General features: G+C 43.0%; 15 protein-coding genes. 8 read left to right on the top strand and 7 right to left on the bottom strand.

Annotation, left to right across the window (positions count from 1 at the left end):
- Positions 1–8: 8 nt before the first annotated feature.
- Genes V6M43_RS12025 through radA form a run of 3 tightly spaced genes read right to left on the bottom strand, consistent with a single transcriptional unit; the run spans position 9 to position 3,581 of the window.
- Positions 9–1,406, bottom strand: a complete 1,398-nt coding sequence (locus V6M43_RS12025) for a choice-of-anchor Q domain-containing protein (RefSeq protein ID WP_332735562.1) — start codon at positions 1,404–1,406, stop codon at positions 9–11.
- A gap of 44 nt (positions 1,407–1,450) precedes the next feature.
- Positions 1,451–2,158 carry a ComF family protein gene (locus tag V6M43_RS12020; RefSeq protein ID WP_332735560.1) on the bottom strand — a complete coding sequence of 236 codons (708 nt, stop codon included), beginning with the start codon at positions 2,156–2,158 and terminating at the stop codon, positions 1,451–1,453.
- 52 nt (positions 2,159–2,210) lie between these two features.
- On the bottom strand, positions 2,211–3,581 hold the full coding sequence (gene radA / locus V6M43_RS12015) for a DNA repair protein RadA (protein ID WP_332735558.1): 1,371 nt from the start codon (positions 3,579–3,581) through the stop codon (positions 2,211–2,213).
- 552 nt (positions 3,582–4,133) lie between these two features.
- On the opposite strand from radA, the gene V6M43_RS12010 reads away from it, so the two are divergent.
- The 3 genes from V6M43_RS12010 (at position 4,134) to V6M43_RS12000 (ending at position 9,578) form a co-directional block, all read left to right on the top strand.
- Positions 4,134–4,820, top strand: a complete 687-nt coding sequence (locus V6M43_RS12010; protein ID WP_332735556.1) for a zinc metallopeptidase — start codon at positions 4,134–4,136, stop codon at positions 4,818–4,820.
- 266 nt (positions 4,821–5,086) lie between these two features.
- Positions 5,087–8,173, top strand: coding sequence for a SusC/RagA family TonB-linked outer membrane protein (locus V6M43_RS12005; protein WP_332735554.1), 3,087 nt, complete (start codon positions 5,087–5,089; stop codon positions 8,171–8,173).
- A 37-nt stretch (positions 8,174–8,210) separates the two neighbouring features.
- Positions 8,211–9,578 carry a RagB/SusD family nutrient uptake outer membrane protein gene (locus V6M43_RS12000; protein ID WP_332735552.1) on the top strand — a complete coding sequence of 456 codons (1,368 nt, stop codon included), beginning with the start codon at positions 8,211–8,213 and terminating at the stop codon, positions 9,576–9,578.
- 60 nt (positions 9,579–9,638) lie between these two features.
- Here V6M43_RS12000 and V6M43_RS11995 read toward each other — a convergent pair whose 3' ends face one another.
- The 3 genes from V6M43_RS11995 to V6M43_RS11985 form a co-directional block, all read right to left on the bottom strand.
- Positions 9,639–11,189: an Rne/Rng family ribonuclease gene (locus tag V6M43_RS11995; protein ID WP_332735550.1), complete on the bottom strand. Its 1,551-nt coding sequence runs from the start codon at positions 11,187–11,189 to the stop codon at positions 9,639–9,641.
- A 315-nt stretch (positions 11,190–11,504) separates the two neighbouring features.
- Positions 11,505–12,350, bottom strand: coding sequence for a tetratricopeptide repeat protein (locus V6M43_RS11990; protein ID WP_332735548.1), 846 nt, complete (start codon positions 12,348–12,350; stop codon positions 11,505–11,507).
- Positions 12,351–12,373: 23 nt separating this feature from the next.
- Positions 12,374–12,805 (bottom strand): HU family DNA-binding protein, encoded by a 432-nt coding sequence (locus V6M43_RS11985; protein ID WP_332735546.1) that lies wholly within the window; start codon positions 12,803–12,805, stop codon positions 12,374–12,376.
- A gap of 60 nt (positions 12,806–12,865) precedes the next feature.
- On the opposite strand from V6M43_RS11985, the gene mutY reads away from it, so the two are divergent.
- From mutY to V6M43_RS11960, 5 genes are all read left to right on the top strand, one after another.
- The gene (mutY, locus tag V6M43_RS11980) at positions 12,866–13,924 is read left to right on the top strand and encodes an A/G-specific adenine glycosylase (RefSeq protein WP_332735544.1); all 1,059 of its coding nucleotides are present in this window, start codon (positions 12,866–12,868) and stop codon (positions 13,922–13,924) included.
- Between the two features lie 156 nt (positions 13,925–14,080).
- Positions 14,081–14,518 carry a single-stranded DNA-binding protein gene (locus V6M43_RS11975; RefSeq protein WP_039133585.1) on the top strand — a complete coding sequence of 146 codons (438 nt, stop codon included), beginning with the start codon at positions 14,081–14,083 and terminating at the stop codon, positions 14,516–14,518.
- Positions 14,519–14,608: 90 nt separating this feature from the next.
- The gene (gene gldE / locus V6M43_RS11970) at positions 14,609–15,925 is read left to right on the top strand and encodes a gliding motility-associated protein GldE (protein ID WP_332735541.1); all 1,317 of its coding nucleotides are present in this window, start codon (positions 14,609–14,611) and stop codon (positions 15,923–15,925) included.
- Positions 15,926–15,942: 17 nt separating this feature from the next.
- The gene (gene gldD / locus V6M43_RS11965) at positions 15,943–16,605 is read left to right on the top strand and encodes a gliding motility lipoprotein GldD (protein ID WP_332735539.1); all 663 of its coding nucleotides are present in this window, start codon (positions 15,943–15,945) and stop codon (positions 16,603–16,605) included.
- Positions 16,606–16,627: 22 nt separating this feature from the next.
- Positions 16,628–19,915, top strand: coding sequence for a S41 family peptidase (locus V6M43_RS11960; protein WP_332735537.1), 3,288 nt, complete (start codon positions 16,628–16,630; stop codon positions 19,913–19,915).
- A gap of 21 nt (positions 19,916–19,936) precedes the next feature.
- Here the strand turns inward: V6M43_RS11960 and V6M43_RS11955 are convergent, their stop codons facing one another.
- Entirely contained in the window at positions 19,937–21,223 is a 1,287-nt protein-coding gene (locus V6M43_RS11955; RefSeq protein ID WP_332735535.1) for a serine hydrolase domain-containing protein, read from the bottom strand.
- Positions 21,224–21,285 lie beyond the last annotated feature (62 nt).

Genomic DNA, 21,285 nt, shown 5'->3' with positions numbered 1-21,285 from the left:
ATCTGAACTTATTGTTTTTCGTAGGCACCTAAATCGGGTTGACCATTTTTCCTGTTCTTTCCATCAAGGTCAACTATTAATGAGCTATTGCTTCCTTTATCAATAGCAGGCGAACCATCTGCTAACCTGAAATCATATGCATATTCTATGCCGCTATTATTTAAAAACAGCGGATCGGTATTAATCATGTTAAGTACAGTAATATAAGAGGGGATCAACACCATTTTCCAGAGTCCGTCACTAAAGCTGACTGAATAAGATGCATCTCCCTCTTTAATTGCAACTACTTCATTTTCTACCGTACCCCCATCTCCCCAGAAGATTGTGTTGGTGAAGTTTGCAGTAAGCGGTGCCGTCAGTACCTGCTCATTTATTTTAATCATATTGCTGACAAGTAAGACAGGGTCTTTATGAACAGACCATATATTGCTATAGCTCGCCAGTGTGCAATGGTTGAATGAGTAGTTTCCACCATAAACAAGTTGTACATTCTTACCGCAGTTGCTGATCAGGCTGTTGTTCATTTCTGCTGAGCTGTTAACAGCAAGGAGTCCCGCATCCCATGCATTATTGATGATGCATTGATTCATGGTAAGCTTTTTTCCCCCGCCCGCCTGTTGCCCCTCAGTTATAATTGCCTGGTAGGCGTTATTGATTATCGCATATTCGAAAAGGTTATTACTGCTTTTAGGCCGGAGATAAATTCCCGGCCATGAAGCAGGGAAATTTTTATAAGGCTCATCCAACCGGTCGCCGCTGAAGACCACGCGGTCTTTTGCCGCGCTATCGCCTTTCACTCTTATGCTGCCATCTACAAACATTACGGCATCTGCATGCAGGTATATGCGGGTGCCTTCATTCACCTGAAGCGTTGTATTTTCTGATATTGTTAATGCACCCTGGATAACATAAGGTAATTCATTGTTCCAACTGGTATTTTCAGTTATGATTCCATTGCGGATATAACGAGCATTTTGTCCCCATGCATCTAATTGTACCCATTGAACATTACCATTCCAATTGATCTCTATACTGTCTTGTACAATAAATGGCAATTGCTGCTGGCCTGAAGGCAGTGTTGCATTTACAAAAACATGGATACTGTCATTGGCTCCAAGCTCCATATTCGTAATGGACGGTCCGGGTTCACCATTTGCATTTATATTGAAAACAGAACTATTGCCCCCCGCCAGGCGGATGGAAGAAATGTTTAGTTTCTGATCGTTCTGGTTTTTGATCGTGAATTTTTGTGTGAAGGAACCTGTTGCTGTGAAAAGGGTATCGAAATGGAGGGTATCGAGGCTGGTAGTTATCCTTGCACCAGAATCTGTAAGCAAACTTTCCTTAGAACAGGCGAAAAGTGCAATTAATGCTATATATATAAATGGTGTAAAGAAAGTTCTCATTACATCAAAAATAATCCAGCTATCCAGATCTGCAGCATTTTTATTCAATGTGGAAGGGTATAGGCAAAACAGTAAATACTAAGTTTAAGCTCCGGTACCCGGAGAAGTTGTTCCCCCATTGCTTCCAGGGTTGCGCCGGTTGTAACAACATCATCAACCAGGAGTACATGTTTACCGGCAAGTTTATCCGGCTCACTCACCTCAAATACATTTTGCATATTCTCCCACCTATCGCTTCTCTGCTGACTGGTTTGAGAAATGGTTTCATTGCGTCGTGATATAGCCGTGGTGAGCAAAGGGATCTTTATAACCGACTCCATTCCTTCACATAATAAGGAAGCCTGGTTGTATCCTCTTTGATATAAACGTTTTTTATGCAAAGGCATTGGCAACAGGAGATCAACGTCTGGCAACCATGATGCGCTAAGGAGCTGGTGGCCCATAAATTCACCAATCTGTAATGCAGCATCTTTCCGGTGGTTGTACTTCACCTGGTGCATGATTGATTGAACGCGGCTTTTTTTTGTGAAGAAACAGCAGGCTGCTGCATGCTGCAGTGTTATGCGCCCCCAGAAAATTTCTTCAACAGCATTGCCGTTCTGCTGATGGTATCCCGTAAGTGGTAACTGATACAGGCAGGATGAGCAGACCCCCGCATCCGGATGAAGTGTGTCAGAACCACAGGCGCTACAAGTATGTGGAAATATTAATTGGCCAAAAGCTTTGATGAGTAGTTGCAGTGATTTTATCATGTTGCTGAAAGATAGTAGTCCATAATTTCAGCATCAAGGGTGTTATCACTGTTTAAAATAATATGCGATAAACATCCTCCACGCGTGAAACTGCGATGATCTCCATGCGTGTATTGATTTTTGGAAGTCCCTTCTGGTTATAACGTGAGATGATCATTTTTTCAAATCCCAGTTTCTCAGCTTCGGCTATACGTTGTTCAATACGATTAACAGATCTGATCTCTCCGCTGAGGCCCACTTCACCGGCCATGCAGATGGTATGCGGAATAGGAATATCGGTATAGGAACTTAGTAAGGCCGCGAGTACAGCGAGGTCAATGGCGGGGTCCTCTACTTTTATGCCCCCGGTTATATTTAGAAATACATCTTTCATCCCAAACTGAAAGCCTCCTCTTTTTTCAAGGACGGCAAGCAGTAGCTGAGATCTTCTTAAGTCGAAACCACTAACAGTCCTTTGAGGTGTACCGTACACAGAAGGAGTTACCAATGCCTGCACCTCAATCAGGAAAGGCCGCATCCCTTCTATGGCGGCAGCGATTGCGATACCACTAAGCTGCTCTTCTTTTTGCGAAAGGAGGATATCGCTGGGATTCAGAACACCACTCATGCCATTGGCGTTCATTTCATAAATACCCAGTTCTGAAGTACTGCCGAAACGGTTCTTTAGAGTACGTAGTATGCGATAAGCATAATGGCGGTCGCCTTCAAACTGAAGAACTGTATCCACCATATGTTCCAGGATCTTTGGGCCCGCAATGGCGCCATCTTTTGTAATATGACCAATAAGGAAAACGGGTGTATTTGTTTCTTTGGCGAAACGCTGCATTTCTGCGGCACACTCACGTATTTGTGAAACACTACCAGGAGAGGATTCTATAAATGAGGTATGCAGGGTTTGAATAGAATCGATGATAACGAGTTGCGGTTTTAATTTTTTTATTTCCTGGAAGATTGCTTGTGTATTCGTTTCAGTAAGCAGGAAAAAATTATCACTCTCGAATGGTAGTCGCTCCGCTCTCATCCTTATCTGTTGTTCACTTTCTTCGCCACTGATATATAATAGTCGTGTATGTTGAAGTTGTAAACCTACCTGAAGGAATAAAGTTGACTTGCCAATACCAGGTTCGCCGGCTACAAGTACAATACTTCCTGCAACTATTCCACCACCCAACACTCTGTTCAATTCAGGATCAGGAGTTACGATCCTGGTTTCTTCCCCTGCTTCAATATCTTTTAATCTGGTTATACCTGATCGGGTGATCGAGCGTTCTTCTTTCCAGGGTGTGGCTGTTAGTTTGGTTTCTTTTTGTCTGATCTCTTCAACAAAAGAATTCCATTGCTGACATGCCGGACATTTTCCTACCCACTTAGTACTCTCATATCCGCATTGCTGACAAAAAAAAGATGACCTTGCTTTACTCATATGGCGAAGATAGTGTGAAGGAAAAAGGAGAATGAGAATTAAACAAGCATGGGTTACAAAAGGTAAAATTTGCAGAGAATAATTTTGGATATTATGGTTAAATAAAACTGATTTACTAAATCGGTTTCTGAGAAAAAATTAAGCGTAAAAAGATGAAAAAACCAGGATAAAATCAGCTGTTACCAGAAAGTAAAAAGGCCAGCATTTCTGCTGACCCTTTACTTACTAACCCATTAAATTCTTGCACTAAATTACGAATTAGGGTCACATTTCAAAATAATTTTTTGGTGCTGTGAATAACTTTAGAGGGGGGGTGAGTAGGGTCCAAATACCTCTAATTATCTGTTTAATTAATTGATTGTCAATATGAAAACAGTTATTTTTAAATTCTTTCCACTACTTTGAATACGCAATATTGTCAGGGAGAAAAGCTTTAAATTAACATGTATGCCAAAACGGCCGGGCACTTGTTAAAAAGCAGACTATTCCGGTTTATTTTAGGATTTGGTTATAGCTTTGATGGTATGATAATTCACATTAATTAGCATGTATATGACACCATCCATTATGATCGTTTCTTTGATTTTTGTGGGTATCAGTATGCTGGTATCTTTCGCCTTGAAAAGCAAGATCCGGAAGTATAGCCAGACACCCCTCCGGTCGGGATTTTCGGGTAAGGAGATAGCAGAAAGGATGCTGAGGGAGAACGGAATCACTGATGTTCAGGTAGTTCCGGCCCAGGGCTTCCTGAGCGATCACTATAATCCGACTACCAAAACTATCGCATTAAGCCAGGATATATATGAGGGAAGGAATATTGCAGCTGCCGCGGTGGCGGCCCATGAATGCGGGCATGCCGTTCAACATGCAACTGCCTATACCTGGCTTCAGCTGCGCAGTAAGCTGGTTCCTGCCGTTCAGGTAAGTTCAAGCCTGGTACAGTGGGTGCTGCTTGCCGGTATTTTTCTGATAAATACCTTTCCCAGCCTCTTACTTGGAGGTATCATACTATTTGGAGTAACTACCCTGTTTTCCCTGATTACCCTTCCGGTAGAGTTTGATGCGAGCAAACGCGCGCTGGCCTGGCTCGACCGCACAGACATAACAACAGCTGAAGAGCATCCACAGGCTAAAGATGCCCTTAAATGGGCGGCTATGACATATGTGGTAGCAGCAGTGGCATCCATTGTTACACTGGTACAGTATATATTGATTTACCAGGGAAGAAGCCGCGACTAATATAGAAGGAACTCAACCTAAATATTCCGGATCCGAAAGGGTCCGGATTTTTTTTGGGGAATTAAATCCCTTTTCTTTTTGAAACCAGACAGCTAAATCAGATTTTCTACTGTCTTTTTTCATATTCCTACTTATTTTTAACATTTAGATTTGAATAAGAACCCAGATTCTGTATTATTAACCGTTAATTATTAAAAAAATACCCTTTATTGACTATTTCTCAACCTTTAACCGCCAATATCTTTGGCACAAATTAACTGATGTATATGGCTGCAATCAAAAAACTAACTGGCTTGATGTGGAGCTTGCTGCTCCTCACTGCACTTACGGTGCAGGCCCAAACCCGGCAGATATCCGGAAAAGTATCTGATCAGAAGACTGGTTTACCGATTCCTGGTGCGTCGGTAACAGTGAAAGGAACCAATGTTGTAACGGCAACTGATGCAGACGGTAGTTTCAGTCTGCAGGTACCCCAGAATGCCACAACCCTGGTTATCACATCCATTGGATATGGTCTGCTTGAGATGGCTATATCAGATATTATGAATGTTCAATTAAATGTTTCCGAGGGAAACCTGTCGGAAGTAATTGTAACTGGATATGGCTCCCAGATCAAAAAGGATCTTACGGGAAATATCGCCCGTATAAAGGCCAAGGATCTGGAAAACGTACCACTTCCGAGTGTGGATGCAGCCCTTCAGGGTAGAGCAGCCGGGGTGTATGTTAACAGCCAGTCGGGTAAGTTGGGACAGGCGGTAACAGTTAGGGTAAGGGGTAACTCTTCAATCAGTGCCAGCAGCCAGCCCCTTTATGTTTTGGATGGTGTTCCCATCACTACTGATGATCAAAGTACATATGGCGGAGCGATGAACCCCCTTGTTGATCTTAACCCCAATGATATCGAATCAGTAGAAGTGTTGAAAGATGCAGCAGCTGGTGCGATCTTCGGATCAAGGGCAGCTAACGGTGTGGTTCTGATAACAACCAAAAGAGGTAAAACTGGTAAGACCAATATCTCTGTAAACTTCCAGACAGGTTTTTCAGAGGCAACCAACAGGGTTGAATTCCTGAATGCCAAGGAGTATGCGGATCTTTTCTTCCAGGCAGCAGCCTATTCTGATGAGCAGGATGGCTTAGATCCCAGTGATCCTGACAGCTATACCACCTATGCAAGGGGCTTCCTTGATTATTTCAGCTTTGGAGAATGGTCTGAAACATCCACGGCAAATTATGACTGGCAGGATAAAGCATTCCAGAGAGGAGGCTTCAACCAGGCAGATGTCCAGCTTAGTGGTGGTAATGATAAGACCAAGTTCTTTGCATCCATGCAATACCTTGATCAGATTGGTACCATTGTTGGAAACGATCTGCGCAGATTGTCAGGTAGGTTAACTGTTGATCATAAGGCCAATAACTGGCTGAATGTTGGATTCACGAGCAGCCTTGCCCGTACAACCACACACAGGTTACCTGGTGATAATGCCTTCTCCAATCCATTACAGGCTTCAGCCCTTCCTAATATCACTCCATTCATTGATCCGAATACAGGACTTATGGCTGGTACACCTCCTGGTGATGTAAACATCCCGCTGTATTTTAACCCGTTGATACAGGTTGAATATGCGGATTTCATCCAGGAAGGTTACAGGAATTTCAGCAATGCCTATGCATCTGCATCAATTCTGCCTGGATTAAGTTTCAAGACTGAATTCGGTCTTGACCTTCTTGCCCAGACTGAAGAATCTTACTACCAGACCCAAACTGTACGAAATGTAACTACTGCGGCTAATGGTCTGGGTGAGTACACCACAGCAAATGTTTTTAACTATAACACAAACAATTATTTCACTTATATAAAGGAATTCGGAAAGAGTAACCTTGATGCGACACTGGGTATGCAGTTCCAGAAATCTCTTGCTAAGTACTCGTTCACAGAGGGACAGGATTTCCCATCTGATTCTTACCAGAAGATCGCAAGTGCTGCCACAAAATCTGATGGTAGTACTACAGAAACAGAGTTTGCATTCCTATCTTATTTTGCCCGTGCAAACTATAAGTATGATGATAAGTACCTGCTTTCCTTAAGTATCAGGCGTGATGCATCTTCCCGTTTCGGACGTAATTCAAGGAATGGTTATTTCCCAGCTGTTTCTGCGGGATGGATCATTTCGAATGAGAAGTTCATGTCAGACATTGATCTGATCTCCTTCCTGAAGATCAGGGGTAGTTATGGTTCAGTGGGTAATGCCGAGATCGGCAACTTCCCACAACTGGGATTATTTACTGGTGATGCGGGATATGCTGGTTCAGCCGGTCAGCGTCCTTCACAGATAGCTAACCCCGACCTGAAATGGGAAACTACCGATCAGCTTGACATTGGTGTTGATTTCGGTTTGATCAATAACAGGATCAGCGGTGAAGTTGATTACTATGTTAAGAAAACATCTGGTCTCCTCCTCAATGTAAACGTACCTGCTACCAGCGGATTTAACTCCCAGGTGAAGAACGTTGGTAAACTGGAAAACAAAGGATGGGAATTTGTACTGAATACCCAGAACATGATCGGTGAATTCAAGTGGTCAACAAATATTAACCTTGCCTTTAACAAAGGAAAAGTTGTAGACATCAATGGCCAGGTAATTGAAGGTGGTGTGGGTAGCATGAACAGGGTTATGGAAGGCCAGCCCGTAGGTGTTTTCTATACTGTAGAATTTGCAGGTGTAGATCCAAATAACGGAGATGCTCTATTCTATCGCAACACAGATAATAATGGTCAGCTCGATAAGACTACCGTTAACTCAAGTGGTTATGGCCAGGCACAGCGGATAGTAACGGGTGATCCTAACCCAAATATGATCTTTGGTTTCACCAATAACTTCTCTTATAAAGGTCTTGATCTTACAGTATTCTTTAATGGTGTTACTGGTAACGAGGTAAACATTTATGGTATGGGTCGTTATTCTTCAGCGAGTTTCCGTTTTGAAGATAACCAGACTAAGGATCAGTTAGGAGCCTGGACCACTCCGGGTCAGGTGACTGATATTCCACAGGCGAGGTTGTTCTATAACAATGGTGCGCAGATTAGCAGCCGTTATATTGTTGATGGATCATTCATGAGGCTTAGGAATGTGACGCTGGGTTATAATCTTCCTTCTTCCATTACAAGGAAACTTAAGATCGAACGCCTGAGGGTATATGCAAGTGGACAAAACCTGCTGACCTTCACTAAGTATCCTTATTGGGATCCTGAAGTGAACTCAGATGATTTCGACTCAAATATTGCGAAAGGAAACGATTTCTATACGCCGCCACAGCCGAAGACAATACTCTTTGGAATTAACGTTGGGCTTTAATTATAATGGCCCATTATTAACTTAATAATTGAATTTTATGCGGAGACTTATTTATATTCTTTTAGCAGTTTCAGCATTTACTGCTTGTGAAAAAAAGCTGGATATTGATCCCAACCAGAGCATCTCCCAGGAGAATGCTCTCTTAACGGAAGGGGATGTAAAAGTTACCCTGATCGGTGCCTATGATGGTTTGCAGTCAACTACCCAATATGGTGGTGATATCAATACCATCAGCACATTGATCGGCAATACCGAAGACATTCGCTTTACGGGTACATTCGCGGGGTTGGCTGACATCCATAAACTGGAGATCACTGCACCAAACCTATACGCCACAACCACATGGGCTGGGGCTTACAATACTATCAACCGGGTGAACAATGTTTTGTCAGCCCTTGATAAGGTAACCTCCTCCCAGGAAGAGCGTGATCGTATTGAAGGAGAGGCCAGGTTTATCAGGGGTTCGTTATACTTCGAACTGGTTAAGCTTTATGCCAAAACATGGGGAGATGGGGATAATGGTACCAATCCGGGAGTTCCGTTGGTTTTGACTCCAACAACGGCCATCACCCCTGAAAGCTATCTTTCAAGGAGCAGTGTAGCAGCAGTGTATACCCAGATACTTGAAGATCTGACCACTGCTGAAAATTTGCTTCCAGAAACCAATGGAATTTTCGCTGCCAAAGGCGCAGCTGCTGCGATGCTTTCAAGGGTGGCCTTAATGCAGGGTGATTACCCAGCCGCAAGGGATGCCGCCAACAGGGTTATTGAAAGTGGCGTATATGATCTTGAAGAAAGTTTTGAAGACCTCTGGTTTACTTTTACCAATAATGGTGGTGCGAATCCTGGTGAATATATTTTCTCGATGACAGTTACACAGCAGGATGGTGTAAATAACATGAATACCTTCTTTGGTATCAATACATCAGCTGTTCCCGGCTCTGCAGGAAGGGGTGATATTAAGATCCTCCCAGCACACCTTGATAAATATGAAGAAGGTGACGAAAGGGGTGAATTCTTCCAGCAGGTTGGTAATAACCTTTATACGAAGAAGCACCTTGATCGATTAGGCAATGTGCTGGTTGTAAGACTTGGCGAAATGTACCTCACAAGAGCTGAGGCAAACTTCCGCGAAGGAACTGAAATAGGTGCAACACCTCTTGAGGATGTAAATGCAATTCGTGAGCGCGCGGGTCTTTCACCTTTAGGTGCCGTAACACTCGCTATAATCCTTAAAGAAAGATACCTTGAACTTGCTTTTGAAGGTCAGGGTCTCCATGATGCTAAAAGAACCAGGACTGCCTGGTCTGGTACACCATGGAACTCTCCACTACTGATATTGCCTATTCCTCAAAGGGAAATGGATGTGAACGAGAATCTGGTTCAGAATGAAGCATATCTGTAAAATTGAAAATGATCTATAAAAGAAAAGGCTGCCACTGGCAGCCTTTTCTTTTATAAGTTATCAGAGCTTGATTTCCTCTTCATGTGAGTCAAAGAAATGAAACTCGGTAAGGTGATAATTGGTATTGGCAACGAGTTTGATCTGTTGTTTGAAATGGCGCTTCCATTTCCAAAGCTTACTGAAGATCCATCCCTTCGTCAGGTAGGCATGCATTATGGGATGTACAACAACAGTAAGATTACTATGCTTATGTGTGATAAGGTAATTCAGGTTCTTTTCTATTTCATCTTCAAGTACAAGGGATGAAGAGATCTTGCCAGTGCCGCTGCAGCTCGGACATACTTCCTGGGTATTGATATTCAACTCCGGCTTCATCCTTTGCCGGGTGATCTGCATCAGACCGAATTTTGAGATCGGTAATACCGCATGTTTTGCCCTGTCGGGTTTCATGAATGCTTCCATGGCATCAAGAAGGCGCTTCTTATTTTCAGGAAGCTTCATATCAATGAAATCTGCCACGATAATGCCACCCAGATCACGAAGCCTGAGCTGCCTTGCAATTTCTTCCGCAGCCTCCAGGTTTGTTTCGAGGGCATTCTGTTCCTGGTTATTGCTTACACTCTTGTATCCACTATTGATATCAATAACATGCAGTGCTTCGGTATGCTCAATGATGAGATAGGCCCCACTGGGCATGTTCACTGTTTTCCCAAATGCTGCCTTAACCTGTTTGGTAACTCCAAACTGGTCAAAAATTGGCGAGCCATTATGGTAGAAGGAAACAATATCTGCCTTATCGGGTGCTATGCGTTGGATATATGTTTTGGTATCATTGAAGATATTCCGGTCGTTAACAACGATGCGGTTAAAATCTTCATTAAGCAGATCGCGAAGCATGCTTGTGGTCTTGGTCTGCTCACTTAATATTTTTGCAGGCGCAACAGCTCCTTTAAGGTTTTGCTGGATGGTCTTCCAGGTTTCAACAAGTGCAAGCAGATCTTCATGAAGTTCAGCGGTATTCTTACCCTCAGCGGCTGTACGAACAATTACACCAAAGTTCTTTGGCTTAATGGCTTCAATGATCTTCTGCAAACGTTTACGCTCATCCGAAGAGTGGATCTTGCGTGATACTGCTACAACATCATTAAAGGGAGTGATCACAACAAAGCGGCCCGGCAAGGATACTTCGCAACTTAGTCGGGGACCTTTTGCGGCAATAGGTTCCTTAAGGATCTGCACAAGTACATTGGGTTTACCCCCTAATACTTCATTGATCTTACCGGTTTTGATAATTTCGGCTTCCACATCAAATTTGCCAAAGTCGAATCCGCCGGGAGTAGTGTCATTGATGGATTGCTGGGTAAACTTCAGGAGTGATTTGGCGTAGGGGCTGAGGTCAGTGTAGTGTAAAAAAGCATCCTTTTCGAACCCCACATCTACAAATGCGGCATTCAAACCAGGTATGAGTTTTCTTACCTTGCCTAAATATAGATCCCCCACAGCAAAGCTTGCATCTGCCTTTTCGTTGTGCAGTTCTACCAGCTTTTTGTCTTCCAGGAGAGCGATTTCAACACCCTGGGGTGCTGAATTAATAATTAATTCCTTGTTCAAGCGAGTAATCTTTTAACATCAGTCCAATCTCACCAAAAGGAAAACAGCTGAGTGGTTCTATACTTTACCGGTATCCGATTTTAGCAATAATCTGGAGGAAAGCCGGAAAATAAACGATTCAGCCAAAGGAAATAAAGCCGGAATAAATTTACATATTCCGGCTTAAAGAAGTTATGAAAAGAGAAGATATTACTTCTTCTTCTTATGACGATTCTTTCTCAGTCTCTTTTTACGCTTGTGCGTCGCAATCTTATGACGCTTTCTTTTTTTACCACAAGGCATCTTTGTCGAAATTTATATTGTTAACGATTCAATTTATTTTAAGTCCCGGATCCTCTTATTCAACTCTTCTTTCAAAGCCGGGTTGGCAACATGATCAGAAGCATGTTCATACCAGCTGATCGCTTTCTGCTTATTTCCCATCCGCTCATAACCTTCTGCAAGCATCAACATCACTTCCAGGTCTGCCGGTTCTTTGGTGGCAACTTTTTCAAGCCTCTCAACTGCTTTATCATACTGGCCCGACAGGATACCACCTATTCCCAACATCTTTTCAGCATATACAAATCCTGTATCGCGGCGATTCACTTCAAGTATCTGCTGGATACCCTGCATCACAGCCTGGGGATCTTCGGCGGGAGCACCAAAAATAAAAGTACTTCCGAGTCCAACTTTCAGAGAATCACTATCCGGATTCAATACAATGGCCTTTTCAAAAAGCTCCTTCGACTGGCCTGCAAGCCAGGATTTAAGTTCCGGCTGCTCAACCCCTCTCAGGTTATCCAACAATAATTGGGCTGCAAAGGTGAGACTTTTTTCAGAATTTTCCAACTTAGCTGCTTCCGCCGTATAATAGGCAAAGGGAATAAAGGCCCTGGCAGTGTCGCTCCAGAAGGCCGCAAGCTGTTTGTAGGTGCGGATTTGCTGTCCTTTCACGTCGCCTCTTAAAACAGACTGCTTCAATCCATTTACATAAGCCTGTTGCTGCTCGCTGAGCTTAGCGGTAGCACCTTGGATAACTGTTTGAATATCAAAGTTTTGTATAGAGGTTGAAGACGGCTTTGCCACAGGTTTTCCGGGAGGGGTAGTGCTGCCAAAGAAATAAATCATCAGCAGGAGGAATACTCCGCCACTGATAACAATGATTTGCTGTTTTTTCACCTTTCTGAGTTAAGGCAGCAAAATTACATCTCTTCGTCGGGGTTTGGTTGCCCTTCTTTGACTGTTTTAAGTTTTTTAACCTCCTGCACAAATTCTTTGGCAGGCTTGAAGGCCGGAATGAAGTGTTCCGGAATCTCAACCGCAACATTCTTTTTAATGTTGCGACCGATCTTTGCGGCGCGTTTTTTGGTAATAAAACTTCCAAATCCTCGGATATAGATGTTTTCGCCCTGCGCCAGTGTGTCTTTCACCTCTTTGAACATTGCTTCGAGGGTTACCAGTACATCCACCTTTGGGATGCCAGTTTTTTCTGCAATCTGGTTGATGAGGTCTGCCTTTCTCATATTTCCTGTTTTGAGTCTTTTTACAGTGGAGGAATGCTGTTCTGAGAACCGGTATTCCCCAGCAACTAGGAATTTGTTTGTTAATATAAGCGAAACTTCTAAACCATGCAACTCTTATGCAATTTATTGATTTTGAATTAAATTGAATTATTTTTCCAACCTATCCTAAATATGGACCAACCGTTCACCTTTAAGCTGCTCCACTGGAATGCCAGCTCCAATAAAAGGGAGATGCCCTGGAAGGGGGAGAAGGACCCATATAAGATCTGGCTTAGTGAAATAATTCTTCAGCAAACCCGCGTTGAACAAGGGCTGAGTTACTTTCACCGTTTCATAGATAACTTTCCGACCATTACCGATATGGCCCTAGCAAAAGATGAGGAAATCTTCAAATTATGGGAGGGATTAGGCTATTACACCCGGGCACGCAACCTCATAGCCACAGCCCGGTATATTGCTTTTGAACGTAAAGGCATATTCCCTGATTCTTATGAGGAGATCCTGAAACTCAAGGGTGTGGGGCCGTATACAGCATCAGCTATTGCTTCCTTTGCCTTTGGATTACCCTTTGCTGTATTGGATGGAAATGTATTCAGGGTCATTTCACGGTATTTTGGAATAAGCACCCCAACCGATAATCCGGAAGGAAAAAAACTCTACGCAAAACTGGCAACAGCACTTTTACACTTTGAGGATCCGGGCACCTATAACCAGGCTATCATGGATTTTGGAGCCACCATCTGCAAACCTGCTCAACCACGCTGTGATATTTGTCCACAACAGCCCGATTGCCAGGCATTCCTGAATAATATGGTGGGTGAGTTGCCGGTAAAGGCTAAATCCATCAACCGCAAAACCCGCTATTTTTATTATTTCATCCTGCATTGGAAAGGGAAATATTATGTCCGGCAAAGGATGGATTCTGATATCTGGAAACATCTTCATGAATGGGTGCTGGCTGAAACACAAGAAGCCCTTGAAGAAGATAAATCAGTATTGAGCCATGAGCTTGAGAAAATGGTGGGTCCCATTCAGGGCAATATCACCGGCATCTCCCGGCAGATAACGCAACAGCTTACCCATCAGACCATTATCGGTCGATTTATTCGGGTTGACCTGAAGCAACCGCTGGAAACGGATTCAGGATACCAACTATTTTCAAAAGACGCTTTAGGTAAGATCGCTTTCCCCCGTTTCATTACCCGCCATATGGAGTCTGATCCTCTTTAATTTTTTCATAACCCTCCTTAAACCAGTTCTAAACAGTTGCAGCCTGAAAATGGCCTGATCTTTAATGTTAGAAATTGATTCGAATACCCTTAAAAAAAATTAATTTTAGATAGTTCTTATGGCCAACAGGCGAATCATAACCTCAAATGATATTTTATGAGAGGAGTAAACAGGGTGATGCTGATAGGAAACCTGGGGAAAGACCCGGATGTACAATTTCTGGAAGGAAATATTGCGGTAGCAAAATTTTCGCTTGCCACAACTGAAACATACAAGGACAGGGCCGGCAAGCTGATATCCCAAACAGAGTGGCATACAGTAGTATTATGGCGGGGATTGGCAGAGCTCGCTCAGAAATACCTTCACAAAGGCAGTCTGGTTTACATTGAGGGTCGTCTCAGGACCAGGAGCTGGGAAGACAAGGAAGGCAATAAGAAATTTGCAACTGAAGTTGTGGGAGATAATCTCATCATGCTGGATAAAAGGAATGATATACATGGGCATGGACCAGGCGGAGCTGTACATGGGGAGGGGCTGGAAGGAATGAGTCATGAAGATGCACCACCCGAACCAAATCCTGACCTTCCATTCTGAATGAAGAAATTAGTTCATATTTGCATAGGCAGGCCTCCGCGACCTGCCTTTCTCTTAAGAGAACTGGATTGATAACAAAAAACAACCGCTTTGGATCAGGTTTCGGTAGATGCTTTTATTACATTGTTGTGGAGCCCTTTTTTCCTGGCTGCCAATCTGCAGGGTACCACCTTCCTGGTGATAGTGATACTAAGTTTACTGATCATTTCTTATTTCCTTTCCGGTGCTGTTGTGGCGTTTTTCAGTTTATCGCACCGTGATATAAATATGCTTAAAACCAAGCAGGGCGGTTCATGGAAAAGGATCGTTAACCTTCTTGACGAGCCAAAGCTATTACTGGGATCGCTGCGAATAGGAAACGCGCTTGTTAATATCACCATTATTATTCTTTCCAATTTTCTTATTGACCAGCTACTTCCATTACAGAATAGTTTCTGGCTTATAGATTTTTCCATTAAAGTTTTACTGGTGACATTTTTTCTGGTACTCTTTGGGGAGGTTCTTCCAAAAGTTTATGCTGCACAAAACAATCTCCGGTTTGCGCGTGATGCATCATACATGGTGGAGATCGTCCACCTTCTTTTTAAAAGGGCAAGCAGTTGGTTGATAGGCATGACAGATGGTATTGAAAGATCCTTTGGAACCGATTACGCTGGCAACCAGTTTGAAGAACTTGAGGAAGATAGCAACGCATCAGAAGAAGAGAAGAATATTCTGCGTGGCATAGCAAAGTTTGGGAATATAACAGTTAAACAGGTTATGCGCACCAGGCTTGATGTAAGCGGAATTGACTATAACACAAGCTTCAGAGATCTGGTACGACAGTTGGAGGAGTTGCATTACTCAAGGGTTCCGGTATATCGCAACAGCCTGGATGAAGTAATGGGACTGATTCACACCAAAGACATTCTTCCATACCTTGATGAATCAGATACTTTTGAGTGGCATACACTTCTTCGCCAGCCGTATTTTGTTCATGAACAGAAAATGATTGAAGATCTGTTACAGGATTTTCGTGCTCGCCGCACACACTTTGCAGTGGTGGTGGACGAATTCGGAGGAACAAGCGGTATAGTAACACTCGAAGATATCATGGAAGAGATTATTGGAGATATCCGTGATGAATTTGATGATGAAGAAAGTGTGAACCGGAAATTAGATGAGAACAATTATATTTTTGAAGGCCGAACCATGATCAACGATGTTTGCAAAGTGATAGGAGTACCGTTAAATACATTTGATGAGGTAAGGGGCGAAAGTGATTCACTTGCTGGATTAATCCTGGAGATCTATGGGAAGTTCCCGGCTGTTAATGAAGTGGTGGAGGTGGGTGATTTCCAGTTCACCATACTAGAGCTGGATCGTAACCGGATTCAGAAAGTAAAACTTACCATCACAACTGTATAATTTTATTAATTCTTTACATGAGATCTACACGCGCCCACGTATATCTATTTTGCCTGATTTTCTTCGCAGCAGCATTTGCAGTTTCCTGTAATAGTCCATTTACTCCCAAGCCTCGCGGCTATTTTGCAATTACACTTCCTGAGCATAAGTACCAGGTTTTTGACCGCCCTGGATTTCCTTATACATTTGAATATCCTTTGTATGGTAAAATAACTCAAGACAGTACTTACTTCGAGGAGCAACCCGAAAATCCTTACTGGATAAATATTGATATACCAGAACTGGGTGGGCGAATCTATATAAGTTATAATCGCATTGGTGGACAAGCGCGCTACAAGGTGCAGAACAGTAAAGGAGAATATGTTGATTCGGTTGGTGTAAACAGTTTTGAGAAACTTATAAGCGGCTCTTATACACTTTCGTATAAGCATTCTTATAAAGCCAGTTCAATTGAAGACAGTGCATTTAGAACTGCAAATGGTATAGATGGAATTTTCTTTCGTATAGGAGGAAATACTGCAACTGCAAACCAGTTTCTACTAAGTGATTCTGTAAAACATTTTCTCCGTGGTGCCCTTTATTTTGATGCCACCCCAAATGAAGACTCATTACGCCCGGTCAATGCATTTCTGAAGCAGGACCTGCTTCATTTAGTGAATACATTGAAGTGGCGGGAATAGTATCGAATAAACAACACATAATATGAAAAGGATTGCCAGCCTTGTTGCGATGTTCTTAACATCCCTGTCATTATATGCAATAGACCCTGCTGATACCCGAATGCTAACGCAGCCGGCCGTTGGACCAGGAAAGATTGCATTTATTTATGCAGAAGATCTGTGGGTGGCAAACACTGATGGTGGTTCACCAAAAAGACTCACCATTGATCAGGGTATAGAATCATTGCCTGCCTTTTCACCTGATGGCAAAACAATCGCTTTCTCAGCACAGTACGAAGGTAATATTGATGTTTATACCATCTCGTCGGAGGGAGGAATTCCGACACGACTAACCTGGCATCCCGGAGCAGATATGGTGAGAGGATTTTCTCCCGATGGAAAAGAAGTTTTATTCCTGAGCCAGCGTGCAGTTTTTACAAACAGGCATGCACAATTATTTACGGTACCAGTTAACGGTGGACTGGTGAAACAACTTGAAATTCCAAATGCCAATTACGCTGCCTGGTCACCTGATGATAACTGGCTTGCATATACGCCATTGTTTGATGCCTTTGCACAATGGAAGAATTACCGCGGTGGCCGGATCGCAACTATATTACTGTATTCATTTAAAGACAGATCTGTAATTAAGATACCACAACCTGACGGTGGATGCAATGATGCAAGTCCCTCATGGGTTAACGGAAAACTCTATTTCAGAAGTGATCGTAATGGTGAGTTTAACCTCTACTCTTATGATCTGAATACAAAATCAGTTGAACAGCTTACAGATTTCAGGGATTTCCCGATTTTGAATATTGCTGCCAGTAAAGAACGTGTTTTGTTTGAGCAGGCAGGCTACCTGCACCAGTATGATCCGGCTGCTAAGACCACTGCTAAACTTACCATTGGTATTGCAGCGGATCTGTTGGAACTGCGACCAAGGTTTGCAAAAGGAGCTCAATTCATCAGGGGTGTAGATATTTCACCATCCGGTTCAAGGGTTGCTGTTGATTTCAGGGGAGAGATCTTTACACTGCCTGCGGAAAAAGGCGATCCGCGTAATCTCACGGAGAGTCCGGCCCATCATGAGAACAATCCCGCCTGGTCTCCTGAAGGTAAATCTATTGCCTATTTCTCCGATGCATCTGGTGAGTACGAATTACATATCCGTTCACAGGATGGAAAAGGAGAGACAAGGAAAATAAAACTTAACGGAGATGGATTCTATGCCAATGGAAACTGGTCGCCCGATGGCAAATATTTCTCTTATGTGGATAATGGCAGAAATCTTTATGTGCTTACAATAGCTACTGGAAATATCAGGAAAATTGATACGGATGAAGTTTATCATCCCGGACCCTTTCGCGATATGTTTGGCGACTGGTCATCTGATTCAAAATGGATAGCCTATACAAAGATAAACGCAACTAATTTCAGCACCATTCGCCTCTACTCAATTGAACAGGACAAGTCCTTTCCTGTTACAGATGGTTTGAGTGATGTTACCGAACCTGTATTTGATCCGGCAGGAAAGTATCTTTTCTTTTTTGCATCCACTAATGCAGGTCCGGTAGTGAATTGGTTTGATCAATCGAACCAGGATATGCGTGCTACTAAATCTATTTACCTCGCCACCTTACAAAAGGAAACGATTTCACCTTTTGCAAAAGAAAGCGATGAAGAGATGGGGGATGCAGCCAAGGCTGAAACTGCTCCGTCGGCAGAAAAAGATGCTAAAGACACTAAAAAATCAAAGGATAAAAAAGAGACTGAGCAAGCATCCAAACAAGCTCCACAGCTCAGGATCGACCTGGATGGAATTCAAAACCGGATCATTGATTTACCTGTTTCTTCCGGCAATTATGGTAATCTCGGTATGGGTAAGGATAATGAACTTCTTTATATAAAATACCAGGATGATTTCCAATCAGGATTTATGCATAAGTATGATATCAAAAAAAGAAAGGATACTGAAGTTGTGGAGATGATGGATTATGCATTATCAGCAGATGGAAAGAAAATGGTTTATGTAAAAGCCAATGCATGGACGATTGCTCCATCCGGTGAAAAGCCAGAAATGGGGAAGGGGGCATTAAATACTGCTGCTTTACAGGTTAAGATTGATCCAGTTAAGGAATGGAACCAGATATTTGAAGAGGCCTGGAGGGTTAACCGCGATTATTTTTATGACCCTGGCATGCATGGTGCTGATTGGAAAGCAATCAGGGAGAAGTACAGGCCTTTCATCGCCCATTTATCAACAAGGTCTGATCTGAACCGGGTGATCCAATGGATGTGTAGTGAGCTGGCAGTAGGTCATCACAATGTTGGCGGGGGCGACAGGATAACTGTGAAAGAACAGATACCTGGTGGACTACTTGGTGCTGATTTCACTATAGCAAATAACCGGTACAGGTTAAAGAAAATTTATGGAGGACTTAACTGGACTCCCAATCTTCGTTCACCATTAACAGAGCCTGGGGTGAATGCAAAAGAGGGAGATTATATTTTAGCAGTTAATGGTAAGGAAGTGGTTGCCACCGAAAGTATTTATAAATATTTTGAAGCTACCGCGGGCAAAATTGTTGAACTGACTATTGGTCCCAACCCCAGCATGAACGGATCACGAATTGTAAAGGTTGTTCCGGTTGCAAATGAACTTGATTTAAGAAATCGTGATTGGGTGGAGGGGAATATTCGCAAGGTAACAGAAGCAACCAAAGGGCAGGTGGCATATGTATATGTTCCCAACACAGCAGACGCTGGTCATGAATATTTTAAACGCTATTTTTTCCCACAGGCAAACAGGAAAGCCATCATTATTGATGAAAGATTCAATGGCGGGGGGCAGCTGGCGGATTATTATATTGATATACTCAGGCGACCGGAGCAGGCTTATTGGCATACCCGTTATGGGCAGGATATTAAAAGTCCAACTGCCTCCATCCAGGGTCCGAAAGTTATGATCATTGATGAAACAGCGGGTTCGGGCGGTGATATGCTGCCATGGATGTTTCGCAAATTCAATTTGGGAACCCTCGTAGGAAAGCGCACCTGGGGTGGGCTGGTAGGTATTCTGGGCTTTCCCGTCCTGATGGATGGCGGAATGGTTACAGCACCTAATCTTGCTATTTGGACTAAAGATGGGTTTATTGTTGAGAATGTTGGCGTAGCACCCGATATTGAAGTGGAGCAAACACCTGCAGAAGTAATGGCGGGTAAAGACCCCCAGTTGGAAAAGGCAATTGAGATTGCATTGAAGGACTTAGAAAAAAATCCCCCTGTGCAACCTAAACGACCAGCATTTCCGGTAAGGGTCAGGAAATAATTAAAATGGTTTAAAACTAGCTTATTCAACAAGTGCAGAGTAAACCTGCACTTTGAATTTATCATGGATATCACCATGGCTATTGGGCCATTGGTTAATGAAAAGCTGTGCAATGATTCCATTTTCCGGATCAATCCAATATGACGAGTTAAAAGCGCCTCCCCATTCAAGTGTGCCAGCAGGCAGCCCTAGCCTGGCCGCCTCTTTAGGTGTATATACACCGAAGGCTAAGCTGAATTTATTGTTACCAACCGTGAGGTCGCCAATCTGGTTCACTGACAACAACTTCACACTGTTATCACTTAAAAGACGTTTTCCATTATAGATGCCACCATTGAGAATCATCTGCATGAAAATCGCATAATCGTTTGCTGTAGAGGATAATCCGGCTCCACCTGCAAACATTTTCCCTTTTGAAAGGGGATAATCAGCATCCATATTTGCGCCGGCCAATGGGATAGGCTCCGTGATCCTGTATAATTTTCCCGTAGAATCTTCCCCATGTAAAGCTACCAGTCTCTTATGTTTGTCTGCAGGCAGATAGAACCAGGTATCATTCATCCCCAGCGGATCAAAAATATTAATACGGAAAAACTTATCAAGGGGCTCTTTGCTTATTACTTCAATCACGCGTCCTAAAACATCTATATTGAGTCCATAGGTGAAGCGCTCTCCCGGCTGGTGTTCAAGGGGGAGGCTGGCAATGCGGCGGACCTGGTCTTCCAATGTAATTCCTGATACGCCAAGTCCGGCATATATTCCTGCCTTTGCTGTCATAGCCTGGTATTCCTCTGATCCTATCTGCGCATAACCGATACCGGAAGTATGTGTGAGGAGGTCGCGGATCGTGACATCCCGCTTTGCCTTAATGGTAGTGAAACTGCTATCGGCTATATTGAATTTGTCCAGTACCATATTATTCGCAAATGCCGGGATATATTTTGAAAGCGGGTCATCCAGTAAAAGCTTGCCCTGTTCCATCAGCATCATTATACCAACACTTGTTATAGCCTTGGTTTGTGAAGCGATGCGGAAAATATGATCGGTCCTGAGTTTCTCCTTTGATTTAATATCACTGTAGCCTATTGCTTCATGATAAACAATATTCCCATCCTTTGCTACAATCATAACGGCCCCGGCGATCCACTGGCTATCCACATACTGTTTTACGATACCGTTCAAACGGTTGAAACCGGCCTTGCTGAATGAAGAATATGTTGGATCAGCCTTAATAAGGCGTGAAGGCTGGGCGTAAATGATTTGTGCCAGCACCAGGGGAAAAGCTAATGCGCTGAAGAATTTATTCATAAAACGGAGATTGACATGCTTTTGAAATATATATTTTAATTTTAAAAGATATACAAACCTTT

The sequence above is a fragment of the Flavihumibacter sp. genome (genome assembly GCF_036676075.1).
Classification (GTDB): Bacteria; Bacteroidota; Bacteroidia; order Chitinophagales; family Chitinophagaceae; genus Flavihumibacter.
This window is presented reverse-complemented; position numbering and strand designations above follow the sequence as displayed.

Excerpts from the sequence above, each read along its gene's own strand:
- V6M43_RS11960 (WP_332735537.1), top strand. The coding sequence starts at position 16,628 with ATGAAAAGGATTGCCAGCCTTGTTGCGATGTTCTTAACATCCCTGTCA.
- V6M43_RS12000 (WP_332735552.1), top strand. The coding sequence starts at position 8,211 with ATGCGGAGACTTATTTATATTCTTTTAGCAGTTTCAGCATTTACTGCT.
- radA (WP_332735558.1), bottom strand. The coding sequence starts at position 3,581 with ATGAGTAAAGCAAGGTCATCTTTTTTTTGTCAGCAATGCGGATATGAG.
- V6M43_RS11955 (WP_332735535.1), bottom strand. The coding sequence starts at position 21,223 with ATGAATAAATTCTTCAGCGCATTAGCTTTTCCCCTGGTGCTGGCACAA.
- mutY (WP_332735544.1), top strand. The coding sequence starts at position 12,866 with ATGGACCAACCGTTCACCTTTAAGCTGCTCCACTGGAATGCCAGCTCC.
- V6M43_RS12005 (WP_332735554.1), top strand. The coding sequence starts at position 5,087 with ATGGCTGCAATCAAAAAACTAACTGGCTTGATGTGGAGCTTGCTGCTC.
- V6M43_RS12025 (WP_332735562.1), bottom strand. The coding sequence starts at position 1,406 with ATGAGAACTTTCTTTACACCATTTATATATATAGCATTAATTGCACTT.
- V6M43_RS12010 (WP_332735556.1), top strand. The coding sequence starts at position 4,134 with ATGACACCATCCATTATGATCGTTTCTTTGATTTTTGTGGGTATCAGT.
- V6M43_RS12020 (WP_332735560.1), bottom strand. The coding sequence starts at position 2,158 with ATGATAAAATCACTGCAACTACTCATCAAAGCTTTTGGCCAATTAATA.
- V6M43_RS11975 (WP_039133585.1), top strand. The coding sequence starts at position 14,081 with ATGAGAGGAGTAAACAGGGTGATGCTGATAGGAAACCTGGGGAAAGAC.
- gldD (WP_332735539.1), top strand. The coding sequence starts at position 15,943 with ATGAGATCTACACGCGCCCACGTATATCTATTTTGCCTGATTTTCTTC.